The 18193-nt window shown below is 72.8% G+C and carries 13 protein-coding genes and 1 riboswitch; of the genes, 6 read left to right on the top strand and 7 right to left on the bottom strand.

What is annotated here, in order from left to right; all coding sequences use genetic code 11:
* Window positions 1-70: 70 nt before the first annotated feature.
* Entirely contained in the window at window positions 71-580 is a 510-nt protein-coding gene (locus ABZV06_RS26390; RefSeq protein ID WP_355238162.1) for a DUF664 domain-containing protein, read from the bottom strand.
* 79 nt (window positions 581-659) lie between these two features.
* Between ABZV06_RS26390 and ABZV06_RS26385 the strand changes: the two genes are divergently transcribed.
* Window positions 660-1175, top strand: a complete 516-nt coding sequence (locus ABZV06_RS26385) for a 2'-5' RNA ligase family protein (protein ID WP_355238165.1) — start codon at window positions 660-662, stop codon at window positions 1173-1175.
* 210 nt (window positions 1176-1385) lie between these two features.
* Complete coding sequence (locus tag ABZV06_RS26380; protein ID WP_355238168.1) at window positions 1386-1571, top strand: hypothetical protein; 186 nt, start codon at window positions 1386-1388, stop codon at window positions 1569-1571.
* Window positions 1572-1595: 24 nt separating this feature from the next.
* On the opposite strand, the gene corA is transcribed toward ABZV06_RS26380, so the two are convergent.
* Window positions 1596-2726 (bottom strand): magnesium/cobalt transporter CorA, encoded by a 1131-nt coding sequence (gene corA / locus ABZV06_RS26375; protein ID WP_355238171.1) that lies wholly within the window; start codon window positions 2724-2726, stop codon window positions 1596-1598.
* Window positions 2727-2922: 196 nt separating this feature from the next.
* Here corA and ABZV06_RS26370 point away from each other — a divergent pair, with 196 nt between their 5' ends.
* The 4 genes from ABZV06_RS26370 to ABZV06_RS26355 all read left to right on the top strand — a co-directional run bounded on the left by ABZV06_RS26370 (window position 2923) and on the right by ABZV06_RS26355 (window position 7818).
* A complete protein-coding gene (locus tag ABZV06_RS26370; protein WP_355624850.1) occupies window positions 2923-4872 on the top strand; it encodes an amino acid transporter in 1950 nt (649 codons plus the stop codon).
* 86 nt (window positions 4873-4958) lie between these two features.
* A riboswitch (SAM riboswitch) is annotated at window positions 4959-5070 on the top strand.
* 352 nt (window positions 5071-5422) lie between these two features.
* The gene (locus ABZV06_RS26365) at window positions 5423-6250 is read left to right on the top strand and encodes an ABC transporter substrate-binding protein (RefSeq protein WP_355624849.1); all 828 of its coding nucleotides are present in this window, start codon (window positions 5423-5425) and stop codon (window positions 6248-6250) included.
* Window positions 6251-6295: 45 nt separating this feature from the next.
* Complete coding sequence (locus ABZV06_RS26360) at window positions 6296-7075, top strand: amino acid ABC transporter permease (RefSeq protein WP_355624847.1); 780 nt, start codon at window positions 6296-6298, stop codon at window positions 7073-7075.
* Window positions 7072-7818 carry an amino acid ABC transporter ATP-binding protein gene (locus ABZV06_RS26355; RefSeq protein WP_355238180.1) on the top strand — a complete coding sequence of 249 codons (747 nt, stop codon included), beginning with the start codon at window positions 7072-7074 and terminating at the stop codon, window positions 7816-7818. Before ABZV06_RS26360 ends, ABZV06_RS26355 begins: the two co-directional genes overlap by 4 nt.
* A 27-nt stretch (window positions 7819-7845) precedes the next feature.
* Here the strand turns inward: ABZV06_RS26355 and ABZV06_RS26350 are convergent, their stop codons facing one another.
* The 5 genes from ABZV06_RS26350 to ABZV06_RS26330 all read right to left on the bottom strand — a co-directional run bounded on the left by ABZV06_RS26350 (window position 7846) and on the right by ABZV06_RS26330 (window position 18017).
* Window positions 7846-9144, bottom strand: coding sequence for a hypothetical protein (locus tag ABZV06_RS26350; RefSeq protein ID WP_355624845.1), 1299 nt, complete (start codon window positions 9142-9144; stop codon window positions 7846-7848).
* A 135-nt stretch (window positions 9145-9279) separates the two neighbouring features.
* The gene (locus ABZV06_RS26345) at window positions 9280-10854 is read right to left on the bottom strand and encodes a Na+/H+ antiporter (protein ID WP_355238186.1); all 1575 of its coding nucleotides are present in this window, start codon (window positions 10852-10854) and stop codon (window positions 9280-9282) included.
* Between the two features lie 115 nt (window positions 10855-10969).
* Entirely contained in the window at window positions 10970-14365 is a 3396-nt protein-coding gene (locus tag ABZV06_RS26340; protein WP_355624843.1) for a BTAD domain-containing putative transcriptional regulator, read from the bottom strand.
* Window positions 14366-14446: 81 nt separating this feature from the next.
* Window positions 14447-15127, bottom strand: coding sequence for a CHAP domain-containing protein (locus ABZV06_RS26335; protein ID WP_355624841.1), 681 nt, complete (start codon window positions 15125-15127; stop codon window positions 14447-14449).
* Window positions 15128-15242: 115 nt separating this feature from the next.
* Window positions 15243-18017: a BTAD domain-containing putative transcriptional regulator gene (locus ABZV06_RS26330; RefSeq protein ID WP_355624839.1), complete on the bottom strand. Its 2775-nt coding sequence runs from the start codon at window positions 18015-18017 to the stop codon at window positions 15243-15245.
* Window positions 18018-18193: the final 176 nt, after the last annotated feature.

Genomic DNA, 18193 nt, shown 5'->3' with positions numbered 1-18193 from the left:
CGGTGCGGTTCGGTGTGCCGTCGGCGCGGGGGCGGGGGCGGGGCGGGGTGGGGTGGGGTGGGGTGGGGGGTCAGGCTTGCTTTATGAGGCCGCGGACGTAGGCGGCCTGGCCGGCGTGTTGCGTGTCGTCGTCGGCGATGCTGACCAGCCGCACGCCGAGGGTGACCGGCGGGTCCCACGACTCGTCGACGACGCGGTCCAGGTCCGCCGGACGCAGCCCGGCGAGAAACGATCCGGTACGCGCCGAGACCGTGCCGTAGTAGTCGATCAGCGCCTGCGCGCTCTCCGGCCGTACTCCCGCGACCTGCTCGGGCGTGTGACCGTAACCGGTGTCGTGCGGGTCGGCGACCAGCCCGAACCGGCCCGCCCAGTCGCCACTCATCCAGATCTGCTCGGCGTCGAGCAGGTCGGCGACGTGATGGTCCTGAACGCGGGTCAGGTGCCAGACCAGCCAGCCGACCGAGTTGGCGCCCTCGGCTGGCGCCCAGCGCAACTGCTCGGGCGTGAGGCCGTCGACCGCCCCGCGGACGAGGTCGGGCAGCCGGTCGTACGTCTCGGTCAGCAGGTCACTCACGTCCACGGGTACGCCTCCTGGTCGGTATTGGATCACCGTACCGCCGGGCACCGACGACCCGATCCTGCCCCGCTACGGTGATCACGTGGTCGCGGCGCTGGAGTTGTACCTGGACCCGGACGCCACCCGGCGCATCCGGGTGCTGTGGGACGCCCTGGAGGCCGAGGGTGTGCAGAGCATGCGCTCGCTGTTGGAGCAGCGGCACCGCCCGCACGTGTCGCTCGCGGTGGCGCCCCGCTTCGACCCCGACCAGGTCGCCGAGGCGCTGCGCGGCACGGTCGTGGCGGCTCCGCTGCGACTCGACTTCCAGCACGCCGGGCAGTTCGTCGGGCGGGTGCTGTGGCTCGGCCCGACGCCGACGGCGGAGCTGCTGGCACATCACCGGCTGGTGCACGGCCGACTCGCCGCCGCAGGTGTCGGGCTGGTCGAGCACTACCAGCCGGGGCGCTGGGTGCCGCACTGCACACTGTCGATGCGCGTACCGAACACGCTGATGGCCGCTGCGATCCGCCGCTGCCTGGAGGTGCTGCCGGTGGCGGCGACAGTGGTCGGCGCGGCGCTCACGGACCACGCCCGCGGCATCGCCCACCCGCTGCCCTGAGCGGCCCGACCGCGAGGCGGGCCGTTTCGTTTGTCCGGTTTGGCGGGCGTGAGTCGGGAAACCGAAAACAAGGGGTGCGAACGCGGTGTGACGTGGGATGGTTCGACGTGGATGCCGTACCGGTGGTGACCCGTGAGCGGGCCGCCCGGCCGGGGGCGCGGACGCACACCGCGCCGCCCGCGACGGCTTCGACGAGGAGAGGCAGGGCCCATGCAGGCTCAGCGCAGGCCACCGCGTAACGAGCGGAGCCAGACCACGCACGACCGTACCGGCGGCGGCATGACCGGCGCCGCCACCCCGCTGACCATCTGGGCCGCCGCCGTACTGCTTGGGCGCATCGGCGCCGGCGACGACGACGTCGAGGACGAGCGGCACATCCTGCGCGGCATCGAGTGAGCCGCGGCGTCGCGGGAGCGTCGTTCAGAGCCAGCCGCGGCGCTTGAAGACCAGGTAGAGGGTTCCGCACACCAGCACCATGAGCAGCAGCGCGAACAGGTAGCCGAAACGCCAGTTCAACTCGGGCATGTGGACGAAGTTCATGCCGTACACCGTGCCGATCAGTGTGGGGGCGAACAGGATCGCGGCCCACGAGGAGACCTTCTTCAGCTCCTCGTTCTGCGCGTAGCTGGCCGCCGTGAGGCTGCGCATCTCCTCGTTCTGCTGCTGCGAGACAAGTGTCGCGTTGACGGTGAGGATGTTCTGCAGCAGGTGCCGGAACCCGTCGACCCGCTCCACCACCTGGGTGAGGTGGTCGGTGACGTCCCGCAGGTAGCGGCGCAGTTCCTCGTCGGTGCCGTAGTTGCCGGCTCCCGCCGCCAACGCGTCGAGGATGCCGAGTAGCGGACGGGCGGCCCGCTGGAACTCGATGACCTCCCGGCTGAGACCGTAGATGCGCCGGCTCGCGTTCGGGTCACCCCCGAAGACCTGGGTCTCGATCTCGTCGATGTCGTTCTCCAACCCGGCGACCACCGGCGCGTACCCGTCGACGACCTGATCCAGGATCGCGTACAGCACCGCCTCGGGGCCTCGGGCGAGCATCGCGGAATCGGCTTCCATGCGGCGTCGTACCGCGGCCAGGTCGGGGGCCTCCCCGTGCCGGACCGTGACCACGAAGCCGGGGCCGATGAACAGGTGCAGCTCGGAGAACTCGACCTCCTCCCGCAGGTCGTCGTAGCGGGCGGCGCGCAGCACCACGAAGAGCGTGTGTCCGTACCGTTCCAGCTTGGGCCGCTGGTGGGCGTTGATCGCGTCCTCCACCGCCAGGTCGTGCAGGCGGAACTCGCGCGCCAGCGACGAGATCTGGTCGATGTCGGGCCGGTACAACCCGATCCAGGCCATCGCGTCGTCCTGCGCCTGGAGACAGGAGTACGTCTCGGCGAGGCCGGCCGGCGAGGCGTACCGGTGTCCCCGGATGTAGACGGCGCTGTCCACCAGCCCTCCGGCGGACGAGCTTCCCGGTTGCGGCGGCGTCACGGCCCCGACCCGGGTCTCGTGCTCGTCGAGCTGGCGGCCGAAGCCGTCGCCTCGGCGGAAGCGGCGGCCACCGACCACGAGCCCGCCCCCTCCCGGCGCTGCCCGGCCCGGGGTTGGGGACGGGGGCGCTGCTTCCCCCGTGCTCCCAGCCCGAAACCCTCGGCGCGCCGCCGGGGCCGGTACTCGCGGCGGGCGGGTTCCGCGCACCGCCGGACGGACGTCGACCGGACGGCGGATACTCGCGGTGACCATGGGCGGGACGGGGGTGACGCCGGTGGAGGTGGACAGGCGTGCCGGCCGGCGGACCGACCGGGTACGGCGCTGGCTGCTCGCCGACGAGTCGCAGCAGCCCGTGCCGCAGGGCCTGCACGTGCGACCACGGGAGGAGCGGCACCACCCGTGGTGGAAGGTGATGTGCCTGACCGGCGTCGACTACTTCTCGACGCTGGGCTACCAGCCGGGCATCGCGGCGCTGGCGGCCGGGGCGCTCTCGCCGGTGGCGACGCTGGTGCTGGTGCTGGTCACCGTGCTGGGCGCGCTGCCGGTCTACCGTCGGGTGGCGGTGGAGAGCCCGCACGGTGAGGGCTCGATCGCGATGCTCGTACGCCTGCTCAGCTACTGGCCGGGCAAGCTGTTCGTGCTGGTGCTGCTGGGCTTCGCGGCCACCGACTTCATCATCACCATCACCCTGTCCGCGGCCGACGCGACCGCCCACATCGACGAGAACCCGTTCCTGCCCGGCGGGCTCAAGGGTCACGAGGTCGTGCTCACGCTGCTGCTCGTGGCCCTGCTCGGCGCGGTGTTCCTCAAGGGGTTCGGCGAGGCCATCGGGATCGCCGTCGTCCTCGTCGCGGTCTACCTGTCGCTGAACGCGGTGGTGATCGCCGACGCGCTGTGGCGGGTGGTGAACCACCCCAGCGCGGTCGGGGACTGGAGCACCGCGCTGCGCACCGGGCACGGCGACCCGCTGATGGTCGTCGCGCTGTCCCTGCTGGTGTTCCCGAAGCTGGCGCTGGGCCTGTCCGGCTTCGAGACCGGGGTGGCGGTGATGCCGCACATCCGGGGGGACCGCCAGGACTCGGAGGATCGGCCGCTGGGCCGCATCCGGGGCGCGCGGCGGTTGCTCACCACCGCCGCCGCGACGATGAGCGTCTTCCTGATCACCAGCAGCGTCACTACCACCGTGCTGATCCCGCCCGAGGCGTTCCGGCCGGGCGGGGCCGCCAACGGCCGGGCGTTGGCCTACCTGGCCCACCAGCACCTCGGAGGGGTGTTCGGCACGGTCTACGACCTCTCCACCATCGGAATCCTCTGGTTCGCGGGGGCGTCCGCGATGGCCGGGCTGCTCAACCTCGTACCCCGGTATCTGCCCCGCTACGGCATGGCGCCGACGTGGGCCCGCGCGGTCCGGCCGCTGGTGCTGGTGTTCACCGGGGTGGCGTTCCTGATCACGGTCGTCTTCTCCGCCAGCGTCGACGCGCAGGGCGGCGCGTACGCGACCGGGGTCCTGGTGTTGATCACCTCGGCGGCGACGGCCGTGACGCTCGCGGCGCGGCGGCGGCGTCAGCGCGGTCGCGCGGTCGCGTTCGGGGTCATCGCCGTGGTGTTCGTCTACACCACCGTGGCGAACGTGGTGCAGCGTCCCGACGGTGTGAAGATCGCCGCCTGTTTCATCGGCGCGATGATCGTGGTGTCGGCGCTGTCACGCGTGCTGCGGGCGTTCGAGCTGCGGGTCGACCACGTCGAGCTCGACGAGGTGGCGACCGGCATGATCGACGAGCGCGCCGGACGTCGCATCCGCCTGATCGCGCACGAGCCGGAGCGCCGCGACCTGACGGAGTACCGCGACAAGCTGGCCCAGACCATGGCGGACAACGACTTCCCCGACGACAGCGACGTGATCTTCGTCGAGGTCCGGGTCACCGATCCGTCGGACTTCGAGACCGGATTGCTGGTGCGTGGCAGCGTGGCGCACGACCGCTTCCCGGTGCTCAGCCTGGCCAGTTCCTCGGTGCCCAACGCGCTGGCCGCGCTGCTGCTGGAGATCCGCGACCGCAGCGCGCGACGCCCGCACATCTACTTCGAGTGGACCGAGGGCGGCCCGGCCCGCAACGTGCTGCGCTACCTGGCGTTCGGGCAGGGCGAGATCGCCTCGGTCACCCGGGAGATCCTGCGCCGCCAGGAGCCGGACCAGACGCGCCGGCCGCACGTGCACGCAGGTTGACCTGCTCGTCGGGCGCAGGCCAGGGCTGGTGAGCGTGGTCATATCGGCTGGACGACCGACCGGTGGCTGCTGCTAGCCTCGGCGCAGGTCATGAGCGCCAGCGACAAGCCCCGGCTCGCTGGCCGGCAACCCTCCTCCGCGGTGGGGTGCCCCGGGTGAAGACCAGGCACCGGCAGGACGTCGGTGCAAGCGTGGCCTGGCACCCAGGTCAGCACCAAGACCCGGGAGACCTCATGCACATCCTCAGCCTCACGCCACCGGCCGTCCGGCGCATGCCGGCCCTGACCCGGCGTCGGCACGTGGACCTGATGCGAATGCGCAGCGCGGCGTGTACCGCCGCCTGAAGCGCTAACCCCTCCCCTCTCGCCCGCCTCCCGGGCACCCACCCATCCGCGCGACCCCTCGCGTCGATCATGAAGTTGTTGCCCGTCCGACCGGCGTGTCGGGGCAACAACTTCATGATCGACGGGGTCGACCTGTTCTTTTGGAGATGACTGTGCGTTTTCTTGGTCGATTTGTTGTTGTTGGCGCGGTTCTTGTTGCTGGTGGGTTGAGTGGCTGCGGGGGTGGGGGTGGTGGCTCGGCGGCGGGTAGTGGTGGCAGCAACCCGTACGGTCTGGCGCAGCCGGGTGTGCTGCGGGCCGGCACGCTGACCGACGCGCCGCCCAACGTGTACCTCAAGGACGGTAAGTTCACCGGCTTCGACAACGACCTGCTGACCGCCGTGGCCGGCAAGCTCGGCCTGCGGGTCGAGTTCGTCGGTACCGACTTCTCCGCGCTGCTGTCCCAGGTCAACAACCACAAGTTCGACGTCGGCAGCTCCTCGATCACCATCACCGAGGCGCGCAAGAAAACCGTCGACTTCGGCAACGGGTACGACTTCGGCTACTTCGGCCTGGACGTCCCGGCCGGTTCACCGATCACCGGGTTCGACCAGCTCGCCGGCAAGCGGGTCGTGGTGGTGCAGGGCACGGTCCAGGACGACTACGCCACCGGCAAGCAGCTCGACCCGGTGCGTGTACCGGACTACAACGGCGCGATCAACCAGCTCAAGGCGGGCACCGCCGACGCCTGGATCGCACCGGCCGAGATCGGCGAGAAGTCGGCCGCCGACAGCAACGGCAAGATCACTGTGGCGGCCAAGGAGCTCAGCCCCGCCCCGACCGCGTACGCCGTCGCCAAGGATGGCGACAAGCTGCGCGAGGCGCTGAACAAGGGCCTCGACGAGGTGATCGCCGACGGCACGTGGAGCCGGTTGCAGGCCCAGTACTACCCGGGGCGACCGATCCCGGCCGACTTCACCCCGGGCAGCGGCAAGGCGGCGGCCCCGGCCACGCCGTCCGGGTCGGCGCAGCCGTCCGCCTCGACGGCGTCCTGAGCGACAAGCGGTGACGAGCGAGCGGGACGGTAGGAGAGGCGAACGATGGATCCGTTGAGCACCCTGTGGGAGACGTTCTTCGACGCCGACGCGATGCGCGAGGCGCTGCCCGAGATGCTGACCGTCGGGCTGCCCAACACCCTGATCCTGGCCGTCTCCGCCGCCCTGCTCGGCACGGTGCTGGGTCTGCTGCTGGCCGTGGCCGGCATCTCCCGTAGTCGGTGGCTGCGCTGGCCCGCGCGGGTCTACACCGACGTGTTCCGGGGGCTGCCGGCCGCGGCGACGATCCTGCTGATCGGCGTCGGGCTGGCCCCGCTGGGCATGCAGGTCTGGGGACCGGAACCGTACCCGCTGGGCATCCTCGCGCTGTCACTGATCGCCGCCGCGTACATCGGGGAGATTTTCCGCTCCGGCATCCAGTCGGTGGAGGCAGCGCAGTTGGAGGGCGCGCGGGCGCTCGGCTTCTCCTGGGCCGACGCGATGCGGCTGGTGATCATCCCGCAGGGCATCCGGCGGGTGCTGCCCGCCTGGGTCAACCAGCTCATCGCGCTGATCAAGGACTCCAGCCTGGTGTACTTCCTCGGTCTGGTGGCCAGCCAGCGGGAGTTGTTCCGCATCGGGCAGGACTACGCGGCCACCACCGGCAACGAGTCCGCGCTGCTGCTGGCGGGTCTGTTCTACCTGGCGTTGACCGTCCCGCTGACGCACGTCGTCAACGCGATCGACCGGCGGTTGCGCCACGGCCGGCCCACCACCGCACCCGCGGACGACGAGGACGAGGACGACCCAGAGCTGACTGGCATCCAGGAAGGAGACCGGCGATGACCACCACCGCGACCACCACCTCGGTCAGCGTCGACGCGCGTGACGTCCACCTGGCCTTCGGGTCGAATCGCGTGCTGCGCGGCGTCGACCTCAGCGTGCCGCGCGGCGCGACGGCCTGCGTGATCGGCCCGTCCGGTTCGGGCAAGTCCACTCTGCTGCGTACGCTCAACCGACTGATCGAGCCGGACCGGGGCGACGTCCTGCTGGACGGGCGCAGCGTGCTGCGCGACGACCCGGACGCGCTGCGCCAGCGGGTGGGCATGGTGTTCCAGCAGTTCAACCTCTTCCCGCACATGAGCGTGCTGCGCAACGTCACATTGGCGCTGCGTCGGCTCCGCAAACTCGGCGAGGACGAGGCTGTCCAGGTCGCCCGCGCGCAGTTGGAGCTGGTGGGGCTCGCCGGTAAGGCCGACGCCCGGCCCTCGCAGCTCTCCGGTGGTCAGCAGCAGCGGGTGGCGATCGCCCGGGCGTTGGCGCTGCGACCCGAGGTGATGCTCTTCGACGAAGCCACCTCGGCACTCGACCCGGAGCTGGTCAAGGGGGTCCTCGGGGTGATGGCCGACCTGTCCGCCGCCGGGATGACCATGGTGGTGGTCACGCACGAGATGGGCTTCGCCCGGCAGGTCGCCGACACCGTCGCCTTCATGGACCGGGGTGTCGTGCTGGAGGCCGGCCCGCCGGAGCAGATCTTCGAGGGAGCCGAGCATCCCCGGCTGCGTCGCTTCCTCGCCCAGGTGCTCTGAGCCCGTCGCCCAGGTGGCCGGCGGCGCTCAGCCGGCCTGGTGGCGCAGGTGTGCGGCGAACGCCTTCAGATCACCGAGCAGCTCCAGGATGGCGTTGCGGTAGGCGACCGACGCCCAGAGGTGCAGCTCCTCGTCGTCCAGTCCGCCGAACGCGAGCGACAGCGCCTTGCGTCGACGCCGGTCGAGCACCTTGTGCGGGCGGGCCAGGAGGTCGCCCTCGCGCCGCAACGCCTGGAGGTAGGCGGCCACCGCCTCCTGATAGTGCCGCCCGGCGACCCTCTCCAGCAGGGTGAACTCGAAGACGTTCAACGCCGCCTCGGAATCCCAGTAGGCGCTGTCGCGCACCGGCGCGCTCGCCACGTGCCGGCCCATGGCGTGGCGGGCCTCGTAGAGCAGCAGCACGCCCCGGCCGGTGGTGCTCAGCGGTCGGCGGGGTGCCGGCAGCCGCAGCGTCCGCACCGGCGCGGCCGCGGTCAGGTCCACCGCGCTGGCGTACGTCGGCATGCGCTGCGTCGCCGACGCCGACTCGGGCAGCAGGCAGGCCCGCTCCTGATACGGCACCGGACCCCGGCCGGGAGGCAGGGCGCGTACCGTCGCGTCGTGCAGCTCGCTGAGCGGCCGGTCGTCCGGGGCGCGGCCCGGTGGCAGCGTGAGCACGAGACCGTTGGCGCCGGGCACCGGCACGCCCAACACGCAGGAGTTGCGCAGGAACGCCCAGGTCGCCGCCGCCTCGCGAATGCCGCTCGCCACAGCCTGGGCGTCGGCGCGCCAGTCCTGGGCGATCCGTAGCCGTTGCGCCAGGTCGGCGGTCGCCGCGCCGTCGTGCGGATACAGCTCCCGAACGGCCCGGGGCAGCGACCCGGGGCGCAGCGCCAGCGGGTCGCCGGTGGGCGGGGGCGCGGCGTGCCTGGAGCAGTCGGCGTCGGAGTGCGGGTCACCGTCGACCGCGTGGCAGTCGCCCAACCAGCTCGCGCCGGGAGGACCGGCCGGACGGGCGAACGCCAGGTGAGGCAACCGGCCGGTACGCAGGACCGTCTCGTACTGCGGTCGGGCTCGCCCGGCACGCAGCACGTCCAGCGGCAGCACGGGTGCCAGCGTCACCACGGCGGTGAGGACGACGCAGTGCGGGCAGGCGTCGCGTACCCGGTAGCGACGGAGGTGGTCCAGACCGGGCTGCTCCCACTGGACACCGATGACGGCGTCGTCCTGCGCCATCAGATAGAGGAACTCGGTGGCGACACGCTCACGGGTGACCGAGGCCAGTTCGTCGAGGAACTGCCGTTCGGTGACCACCCTCGGGTCGGCCGCGCTCGCACCGGTGGCCATGGGCACCCCCTCACCGACCGAGCACATCGACGAACGCCGAAACGAGCTCCACCGTACCCGTCGACGACCTGGCCGAGCGCCCCGTTCCTGCGTGCGGCGGTGTCACGAATGCGTCAGGCCGGGAGCTGCCGCCGCTCAGTCGTTGGGTCCGCGCCCCAGCAGCCGGATCTCCTCGTTGTCCAGCGCCGACTGAAGCTCCTGGAGTACCAGGTCGTCGATCTCCCGGTTGTCGCGCAGCCGGGTCAGCTCCTGTCGCTTGTGGGCGAGGACGGCGAGACGCAGCCGGCGTTCCAGCCGACGTTCCTCGGCGGTTCGGCCGCCGGTCTCGTTGAGGTCCTCCAGGTGCCGCTGGTATTCGGCCCGCAGACGGTGGACGGACTCGTCCTCGGCGCCGACCTCGGCGGCGACCTGGGGCAGGGCGTCCAGGCCGGCCTGGGTCGCGCGTCGGCGGGCGTGTCGGGCCTCGTCGACGCGCTCGGGGTCGCCGGACAGCCCCGCCCAGCGCACCACCAGCGGCAGCGTGGTGCCCTGCACCAGCATGATCAGGACGATCACCAGCGCGGTGACGAAGATGATCAGATCTCGCTCGACCACCGGCCGCCCGGCGACCGTCATCGTCGGGACGGCCAGCGCGGCGGCGAGTGAGACGGCGCCCCGGAACCCGGACCAGCCCGCGACCGTGCCGACCCGCCAACTCGACGTGCCGCCCTCCTGCTCCGCCATCCGACGACGTCGTAGCCTCGCCGACTGCGCCGTGAGGTAGACGAAGCCGAGCCGGGTGACCACCACGGCGAGCGTGACCGCGAGCACGATCAGCACGGCCCGCGGCGGCGAGGTGCTGACGATGCCGCGCACCGCCCGGGGGATCTGCGTGCCGAGCAGCACGAACAGCCCACCGTTGATCAGGAACGTGGACAGGTCCCAGAACGCGTACGCCAGCACCCGCGACCGGGCGCGGATCACCCGTGGGCCGGCGTACGCGAGGACCAGACCGGCGACCACGACCGCCAGCACACCGCTGGCGTGCACCGCGCTGGCGAGCAGGAAGGCGCCGAACGGGGTCAGGACGCTCAGCGCGCCCTCGCGCAGCGGATCGTCGAGCCGCTTGCGGATCAACACCACGATGACGCCCACCAGCAGACCGGCGACCAGGCCGCCGAGGCTGGCCCCGACGAACTCCTCGCCGATGCCCAGCGCCCCCGGCTCCGCGCTCTGGGTGAGCAGGCCCACGGTCACCGCGAAGACCACCAGGGCGGTTCCGTCGTTGATCAGGCTCTCGGCGTGCAGGGTGGTGAGGAGCTTGCGGGGCAGCCGTTTGGCCAGACCGGTCACCGCGGCGGCGTCGGTCGGCGCGAGGACCGCGCCGAGCACCCAGGCGGCGGCGGGGTTCACGCCGAACGCCTGGGCGGTCAGGGAGACGGTGATCATGGTGAGGACCACGAGCACCACGGCGAGCAGCCCGATCACCGGCAGGTTCGCCCGGATCTCCCGCAGGCTGATGGTGAGGCTCTCCCGGTAGAGGATCGCCGGCAGGAAGATCAGCAGCACCAGGTCCGGTTCCAGGACCACGTCCGACAGCGGCGGCGCGAGCCCGAGCAGCACCCCGAATGCGATGAGCAGCACCGGCGGCGCGACCCGGTAGCGGCCGCCGAGGGTGGTGCCGATCAGGACGGTGACGCCCAGCACCACGATCAGCACGAGCCCCTGCACGGCGTACCCCCTCGATCCCGGCCGACGGCGGAGGCCGGCGGTTCCATCTGACCGCACACCGGTGGCCGGTTCCACAGGAACGGACAAGTCCCCTGCCGGCCGAGCGCGGTAGCGCTCAGGTCGCGTCGGCGGCGCGGACGCGCGCGGTGAGCAGGCGGGCGGTCCGGCGATGCCGGGCCGCCTCCTCGTCGTCGCCCAGCGCGGCGGCGAGGTCGGCAAGGTGCCCGGCGACCGGGCCGGCGGTGAGCACCCCGCTGCCGGCGGCCAGTTCGGCGGCGGCCGGCCGGAGCGCGGCGGCGACGCGCCGGATGGTGGGAAGGTCACCCACGGCGAGTGCCGCCCGGGCGACCAGGCACAGTCGCACCTCCCGCAGCAGGTCGTGCGGCCCGTCCGGGAGGGCCCGCAGCGCCGCCGTGGCGGCGGTGCGGTCGCCGCAGTGGGCGAGCAGCAGCGGTCGGACCCACGGCTCGTGCGGACCCCAGTCCAGACCGGCCCAGTCCTCGCCGCCGAGACCGTCGACGGGCCGCCCGTCGGCGGGCACCAACCGGTCACCCGCCGGAAGCGTCGCGGGGTCGCCGACGGTCTCCGCCAGGCGCAGGCCGAGCAGGGCGAGCGGCAGCAGCCCCTGGGCCAGGCCCGGCATGCCGTCGGTCGGCAGCCGCTGGGCGGCACTCCGGTACGCGGTCGCCGCCGCGTGCCGGTCACCGACCCACGCCTGACGTAGCGCGGCGTACCAGCCGGTGAAGACACCGACCAGCGGCAGCTCGTACCGCTGCGCGAGGCGGTCGGCGGCCCGCGCGTGCTCGTCCGCGCCGCTCCGGTCGGCGCGCGCGCAGCACGCTTGGAGCAGGATGAGGTGACCCAGCACCTCGAAGGTCACCAGTTGTCCCCCGGCGGCGAGGTCGACCAGCTCGACGCCGATCCGGGCCCGGGCCTCGGCCAGCCCGACCCGGTCGAAGGCGTGCATGAAGCGCGCGTTGAGCGCGAAGGCCAGCAGCCCGGGGTCGGCGAGGGTCCGGGCGATCCGCTCGGCCTCGGCGGCGGCCCGGCGGCCACGGTCACCGGTGGCGCCCCGCAGTTCCAGCGCGAGGGTGCTCAGCAGCCGACTGCGCTGCGCCGAGCCGGCCGGGCCGAGGCCGGTCAGGGCACGGTCGGCGGCGCGGACGATCCGCTCGGAGAGCTGGTCGTCGTCGTTGCGGGTCCAGATCGCGGGTACGTCGAACCCGGCCAGCACCTGCGCGGTCAGCCGGGGGTCACCGACCGTCTCGGCGTCGGCGATCGCCTCGGCGCGGTAGCGGCGCGCCTCGGCCAACCGACCCGTCACCGCCAGGCCGCGCCCGAGGCCGAGCAGAGCGCTCAACCGATCGCGCCGCTCGGTCCCCCCGGCCCGGTCGTACGCCTCGACGACCTGCGCCCACAGCCGGGTGGCCTCGTGCGGGTTGCCGTCGCGTTCGGCCTGTTCGGCGGCGGTACGGGCGTAACCGGCGGCCCGTTGGGCGGCGGCCGGCCCGCCGGCGGACAGCAGGTGGTGGGCGAGCGCGGCGGGGTCGACGGGCCGGTGCCTCTGCAACGCCTCGGCCACGGAGGCGTGCCAGGCAGCGCGGCGCGACGCGGACAGGTCGGCGTACAGCGTGTCGCGGACCAGGATGTGGGTGAACCGTAGCCGCCCGTCGGGTGCCCGCTCGGTCAGGAAACCGGCCTGCAACGCGCGGTCCACGGCGTCCAGCAGCACCGCCGGGTCCTCGGTCAGCGCGCCGAGCACGGCGGGGTCGACGTCCCGGCCGAGCACCGCCGCCTGCCGCAGCACGGTACGGGTCGGGGCGGGTAGCTGCGCGAGGCGGTGCCGGATGACGTCGCGCACCCCGGGCGGCACCGCCTCCAGCGCCGCGCCGCCCTCGTCGGCGTACAGCTGGGCCAGCTCCCGGACGAAGAACGGGTTACCCCCGCTGCGGTGGTGGATCAGCGCGACGGTGGTCGGGGGCAGCTCCGTGCCGGCGACGGCGCGGGCCAGCTCGCCGGTCTCCTCCGCGGACAGGCCGCCCAGGTACTCCCGCGTCGGTTCGAGCACGGCGGCACGGGCCAGGGCGGCGGTCAACGCCTCGGTGATCTCGGTGGCCCGGTACGTGCCCAGGACCAGCACCGGTCCGGTGGCGGGCTGCGGTCCGGTGAGCAGGGCGGTGAGCAGGTCCAACGTGTCACCGTCGGCACGGTGCAGATCGTCCAGGACCAGCAGCACCGGGCTACGGTCGGCGGCGGCGGAGAGCACCGAGGCCACCGCACGGTGCCGACGGAAGCGGGCCACGGCGGGGTCACCGGGGCCGTCGGTGACGGCGGGGTCACCGGGGCCGTCGGTGACGGCCGCTTTGCCGTCCGACGGCGCGCCGGCCAGCGAGGACGTCCCGCCCGAGCCGGTGAGCGCCTCGGTGATCTGGGTCCACGGCCAGGCCGCCGGGGCGCCCTCGTACTCGGGGCTGCGGCCCCACGCCGTGGTCCAGCCCTCGGCGGCGAGCTGTCGGGTCAGCGCCTCGGCCAGGGCCGTCTTGCCGGCGCCCGGGTCACCGCTGAGCAGGACGAGGGTGGGCTGCCCGGAACGGGTGGCGGCGTGGGCGGCGCGCCGCAGCCGCTCCCGCTCGGCGTCCCGCCCGACGAACGGCCGCCGCGACGCCGGCCCGCCGTCGGGTCCGGCTCCGGTCTGGGCCGCAACGGCCACCGTGGGGAGGTCGGTGAGGTGTGCGGCCTGCGCGAGGATGTCGGCCTCCAGGCGGCGCAGCTCGGGGCCCGGGTCCACCCCCAGCTCCGCCACCAGGACGTCGCGGGCCTCGCGGAGGGCCGCCAGCGCCTCGCCCTGTCGGCCGGCGCGGTAGCGGGCCAGCGCGAGCAGCCGCCAGGCGTCCTCCCGCAGCGGGTGGCCGGCGAGATGGCCGGGCAGGTCGGCGGCGGCCTCGTCCGGCCGACCCAGCGCGAGCAGCGCCTCGGCCCGCCGTTCGACGGCGAGCATGCGCAGCTCGTCCAGCCGGTTGACCTCCGCGACGGCCCAGCCCTCGCCCACGCAGTCCGCGTAGGCGGGCCCACGCCAGAGCCCGAGCGCCGCATCCAGCGCCGCAAGGGCCGGCGCGGGCAGGTCCGCCGCGAGGTGCCGCCCGGCCTCAGTGACGGCCGCCTCGAAGCGGTCGGCATCCACCGCGTCGGGAGCGGCCCGCAGCGCGTACCCCGATGGTTCGGTGACCAGGAGGCGGGATGGCTGCCGGGACGGCCGGTCGGGCTCCAACGCCCGGCGCAGGTCGCCGACGAACGTGCGGATCGCGCCCAGCGCCCGCTCCGGTGGGACCTCCCACAGGTCGTCGACGAGGCGTTCCACCGGCACCACCCGGCCCCGGGCGATCAACAACCGGGCCAGCACGAGTCGCTGCCGGTGCCCCCGCAGTGGGACCGGAACCGTCCCGGCGGTGGCGGTCACCGGTCCGAGCACGCCGAACGTCACCGCCACCGGTGGGCTCGGCTGCCTGGTCATGGCACCAATCTACGGACGGCGAACGGGCGACGACGCCGGCCCCGAGCCGCGGGGCCCGGAGCCGGCGTCGTCCGCGTCGGCCTACTTCGCCGCGGGTGAGGCGTACCCGACGACGGACGATTCCCAGTTGTTGTGCTGCGGGTGGGTCACGCCGTCCGACTGGTTGCCGCCGACCACGTAGTGGTTGCCGTCCGTGCTGGTGTCGACGTACGACGTGACGATGGCGACGTGGTCGTAGGTGCCGTTGCCGTCCCAGTCGTAGACCGCCGCGTCGCCCTGGCGCGGGACGTAGCCGCTGCCGCGCCCGTGCCAGGTGCCGTTGTTGATGCCGTACGTGCGGAAGCTGCCCGCCGCCGCGGTGAGGCCGGTGTACTTCGCGCCGCCCCAGTAGAAGGCGAACTTCGCGAAGTCCGCGCACCAGGGCCGCTTGCGCCACGCCACCGGCCCCCAGGCCTTGGTGCCGTCGCGGTACATGTAGCCGTCGGTGGTCTTGCCGCACTTCGCGTACGTGGAGGCGGTGCCGTCGTAGCGGTCGTTCGCCGGGTCGGCCCAGAAACCGCTGTAGAAGTTGCAGTCCTCGGTAGACGTCTCGGACAGCCGTGCCTGGACGTCGGTGTTGGTGGAGGTGTACTGCTCCCAGGCGATGTTGCCGACGTCGATGCCGAGCTGCGTGTCGCCCGCGGCGTACGCGGGGCTGGCCACGCCGAGCGCCGACGCCGCGAGCGCCACCGCTGCGACCAGCGCCATCCGGATCAGTTTCATCGGTTCTCCCACTTTCTGACTGACGGGTGTGGACGTCAGAAAGCGTCGGCGTACGGGCTTGGGCGCATCTTGAACGAGTCTTGACACCGACGCTCGACGACCCGTGGGGAGACGGTCAGGCTTCGAGGTCGCGCAACGTGCCGGCCACCGTATCGGCGTTCGGATGGTCGAGTTCGCGAAGGATGGTCACCGCCTGCCGCAGGAAGTCCCGCGCCAGGTCCGCCTCGCCGGCGGCGGAGTGGCTCGCACCCAGATGGGTGAGGATCTCCGCCTCGTTGTACCGGTCCCGGAAGTTGCGGACCAGCTTGAGAGCCCGCTGATAGCAGGCGTTGGCCTCCGCGTACCGGCCCAGGTGGTGGTACACGTAGCCCAGGCTGTCCCAGGAGCCCGCCTCCGCATGCTGGTCGCCGACCTCCTGGTCGAGTTCGACCGCCCGCTCGCAGTACGCCAGTGCCGCCCGATGGTCACCGAGCTGTGTGTGCAGCCAACCGACGTTGTTGACGGCCAGCGCCTCCCCGGCCCGGTGTCCGGCGTCGCGGTAGAGCTCAAGGGCCAGTTCGTTGTGCCGGAGCGCGTCGGACCACCGGTCCTGCTGGTTGTGTGCCCAGCCGAGCCCACGGTGGGTGTGCGCCTGGCTGACCGGGTCGCCCAGCTCCTCGAACAGCGCGAGAGCCGCCTGGTAGTGCCGATGTGCCTCGTCGAGCTCCCCGAGCTGTGTGTGGGCCACCCCGAGACTGCGGTGGGAGCACGCCTGCCAACGCCGCTCGCCCAGCCGGCGGGCTGCACGCAACGCCGTGAGCTGTGTCGTCGTCCAGTCGCGCCAGTGCCCCTGCTCGTCGAGGTGACTCTCCAAGGTCCAGGCCAACTGCCAGGTGTACGCGTCGAGCCCGTCCCGCGCCGCCCGGTTCAGAACGCCGAGCAGCACCGCGTGCTCGGTCTGGAACCAGGCCAGCGCCTGCGCCTGGTCCGCTACCGGGTCGAGGATGAGCTCGGACGACGCCGGCGGGAGCGTGATCGGCTCGCGTGCCGGGTCGAGCAGACACGCTGCCGCGTGCGCGGTGTGCAGGTAGTGGTCGAACATGCGACGCAGGGCGGCCTGCCGGGTGTCCGGGAGGTCGCTCTCGATCTGCTCGGCCGCGTACAGGCGTACCAGGTCGTGCAGGCGGTAGCGCGTCGACGACTGCTGGTGGACCAGGTGCGCCTCGTACAGTTCGTGCAGCAACGGCCGGGTCTGCTGCGGGGGCAGGCCGTTGAGGCTCGCCGCGGCTCCCAGGCTGACCTCGGTGCCGGGGGCGAGACCGAGCAGCCGGAACATCCGGGCCGCCCGGGGTTGCAGCGCGCGGGTGGAGGCGGCGAAGACCGCGCGCAGATCGGCGGTCAGGTCGCCGGTGGTGAGGGCGTCCAGGCGCGTCGCCTCCTCGGACAGCTCGTCGACGAGCGCCCGGAGCGGGAGGTCAGGGTGCATCGCCGCGCGCGCCGCGACGATGCTGAGGGCCAGGGGCAGGCCGTGGCACCGGGCCAGCAGCGCGGAGACGCTGTCGGGTTCGTGCGCGAGGAGTCGCGGCCCGAACCGGCGGGACAGCAGGTGGTACGCCTCGTCGTCGGTCAGCACGTTCAGGGTGAGCCCCTGCGCACCCTGTGCCACGAGTCCGCCGAGACGACGGCGGCTGGTCACCAGCACGGTGCAGGTGGGGCTGCCGGGCAGCAGCGACGCGACCTGCTCGGTGTCGTGGGCGTTGTCCAGCAGGATCAGCATCCGCCGGCCCGCGATCAGGGTGCGGTAGAGAGCCGCCTGCGCGTCCAGGCCGGTCGGGATCGCCTTGGGCGGCACGGCGAGGGCGTCGAGGAATCCGCGCACCGCCACCGGCGGTGGTACCGGCTCGGCGGTGGGGTCGAAGCCCCGGAGGTTGACGTACAACTGGCCGTCGGGGAAGCGGTCCAGATTGTCGTACGCCCAACGCAGGGCCAACCAGGTCTTGCCGACGCCGCCGGTCCCACCGATGACCGCGACGGCGACGGCCTCGGCGTCCTCGGCCTGACCCGAACCGAGGTCGGACAGTGTGGCCCGTTCGCGGACCCGGCCGGTGAACAGCGGAGGTGGGGCCGGCAGTTGCCGGGGCGTCGGAGGGGGCGCGACCGTTCCGGTCGTCGGCGCGGCCAGCGCGGGGTCGCCGTTGAGGATGCCCAGGTGCAGTGCTTGCAGGTCGGGGCCGGGGTCGACGCCCGTCTCCTCCGCCAGGACCCGCCGCAGCCGGTCGTAGTGCTCCAGCGCCTCGGCCTGCCGGCCACAGCGGTAGAGGGCGCGCATGAGCTGCCCGGCGAGGCGCTCGTCCAGCGGGTGGGCCGGTGCCTCCCGCAGCAGATCCGGCAGCAGGGCCGCGTGCAGGCCGAGGCGCAGCGCGGCGTCCGTGCGGTCCCGTTCGGCGGCCAGCCTCTCCTGCGTGAGAGCCTCCCGCGTCTCGTTGAGCCATGGAGTGTCCAGCCGGGGAAACGGCTCGCCACGCCACAGGCCGAGGGCCTCGTCGAAGCGGCGCAGTGCCTCCTCGTCGTCGTCCACGGCACCCGCTCCGGTGACCAACTCGCGGAACCGGTGCACATCCACCGCGGCCGGGTCCACGGTGAGCAGGTAGCCACCCGAACGGCGGGAGATCGTCACACCGTCCGCGTCGGCGAGGCAGGACCGCAGCCGGGACAGGTAGCTGTACAGCGAGTTCACGGCCCGCCGTTGGCGATGGTCGGCCCAGACGCGAGCGAGGAGTTGGTCGACGTGCACGACGCGGTTCGCCTCGAGGAGCAGGACCGCCAGGACGCTGCGCTGCCGGGCGTGGCCCAGGTCCACCCACTCGCCGTCAATCTCCGCCTCGACCTCGCCGAGCAGCCTGAACTCCACCGACACCGTCCCCCGCTGTCGCCCATTCCCGGCCTGACCAGGCGATTCAAGATTTGTTCAAGAAACTGCTTCAGCCTACCCGGCGACATTCGCGGACCCGAATGGCGAAGGTCGCCGGTCTAAGTGCTGGGACGGCTGAGGCGGCAGGCACTGATCCGACGCTGACCGTCCGCTGA

It is taken from the genome of Micromonospora sp. NPDC005172 (assembly GCF_040608555.1).
GTDB lineage: Bacteria > Actinomycetota > Actinomycetes > Mycobacteriales > Micromonosporaceae > Micromonospora.
This window is presented reverse-complemented; position numbering and strand designations above follow the sequence as displayed.

Coding starts and splice junctions, on each gene's coding strand:
- ABZV06_RS26380 (WP_355238168.1), top strand. CDS start 1,386: ATGCAGGCTCAGCGCAGGCCACCGCGTAACGAGCGGAGCCAGACCACG.
- ABZV06_RS26360 (WP_355624847.1), top strand. CDS start 6,296: ATGGATCCGTTGAGCACCCTGTGGGAGACGTTCTTCGACGCCGACGCG.
- ABZV06_RS26355 (WP_355238180.1), top strand. CDS start 7,072: ATGACCACCACCGCGACCACCACCTCGGTCAGCGTCGACGCGCGTGAC.
- ABZV06_RS26350 (WP_355624845.1), bottom strand. CDS start 9,144: ATGGCCACCGGTGCGAGCGCGGCCGACCCGAGGGTGGTCACCGAACGG.
- ABZV06_RS26340 (WP_355624843.1), bottom strand. CDS start 14,365: ATGACCAGGCAGCCGAGCCCACCGGTGGCGGTGACGTTCGGCGTGCTC.
- ABZV06_RS26335 (WP_355624841.1), bottom strand. CDS start 15,127: ATGAAACTGATCCGGATGGCGCTGGTCGCAGCGGTGGCGCTCGCGGCG.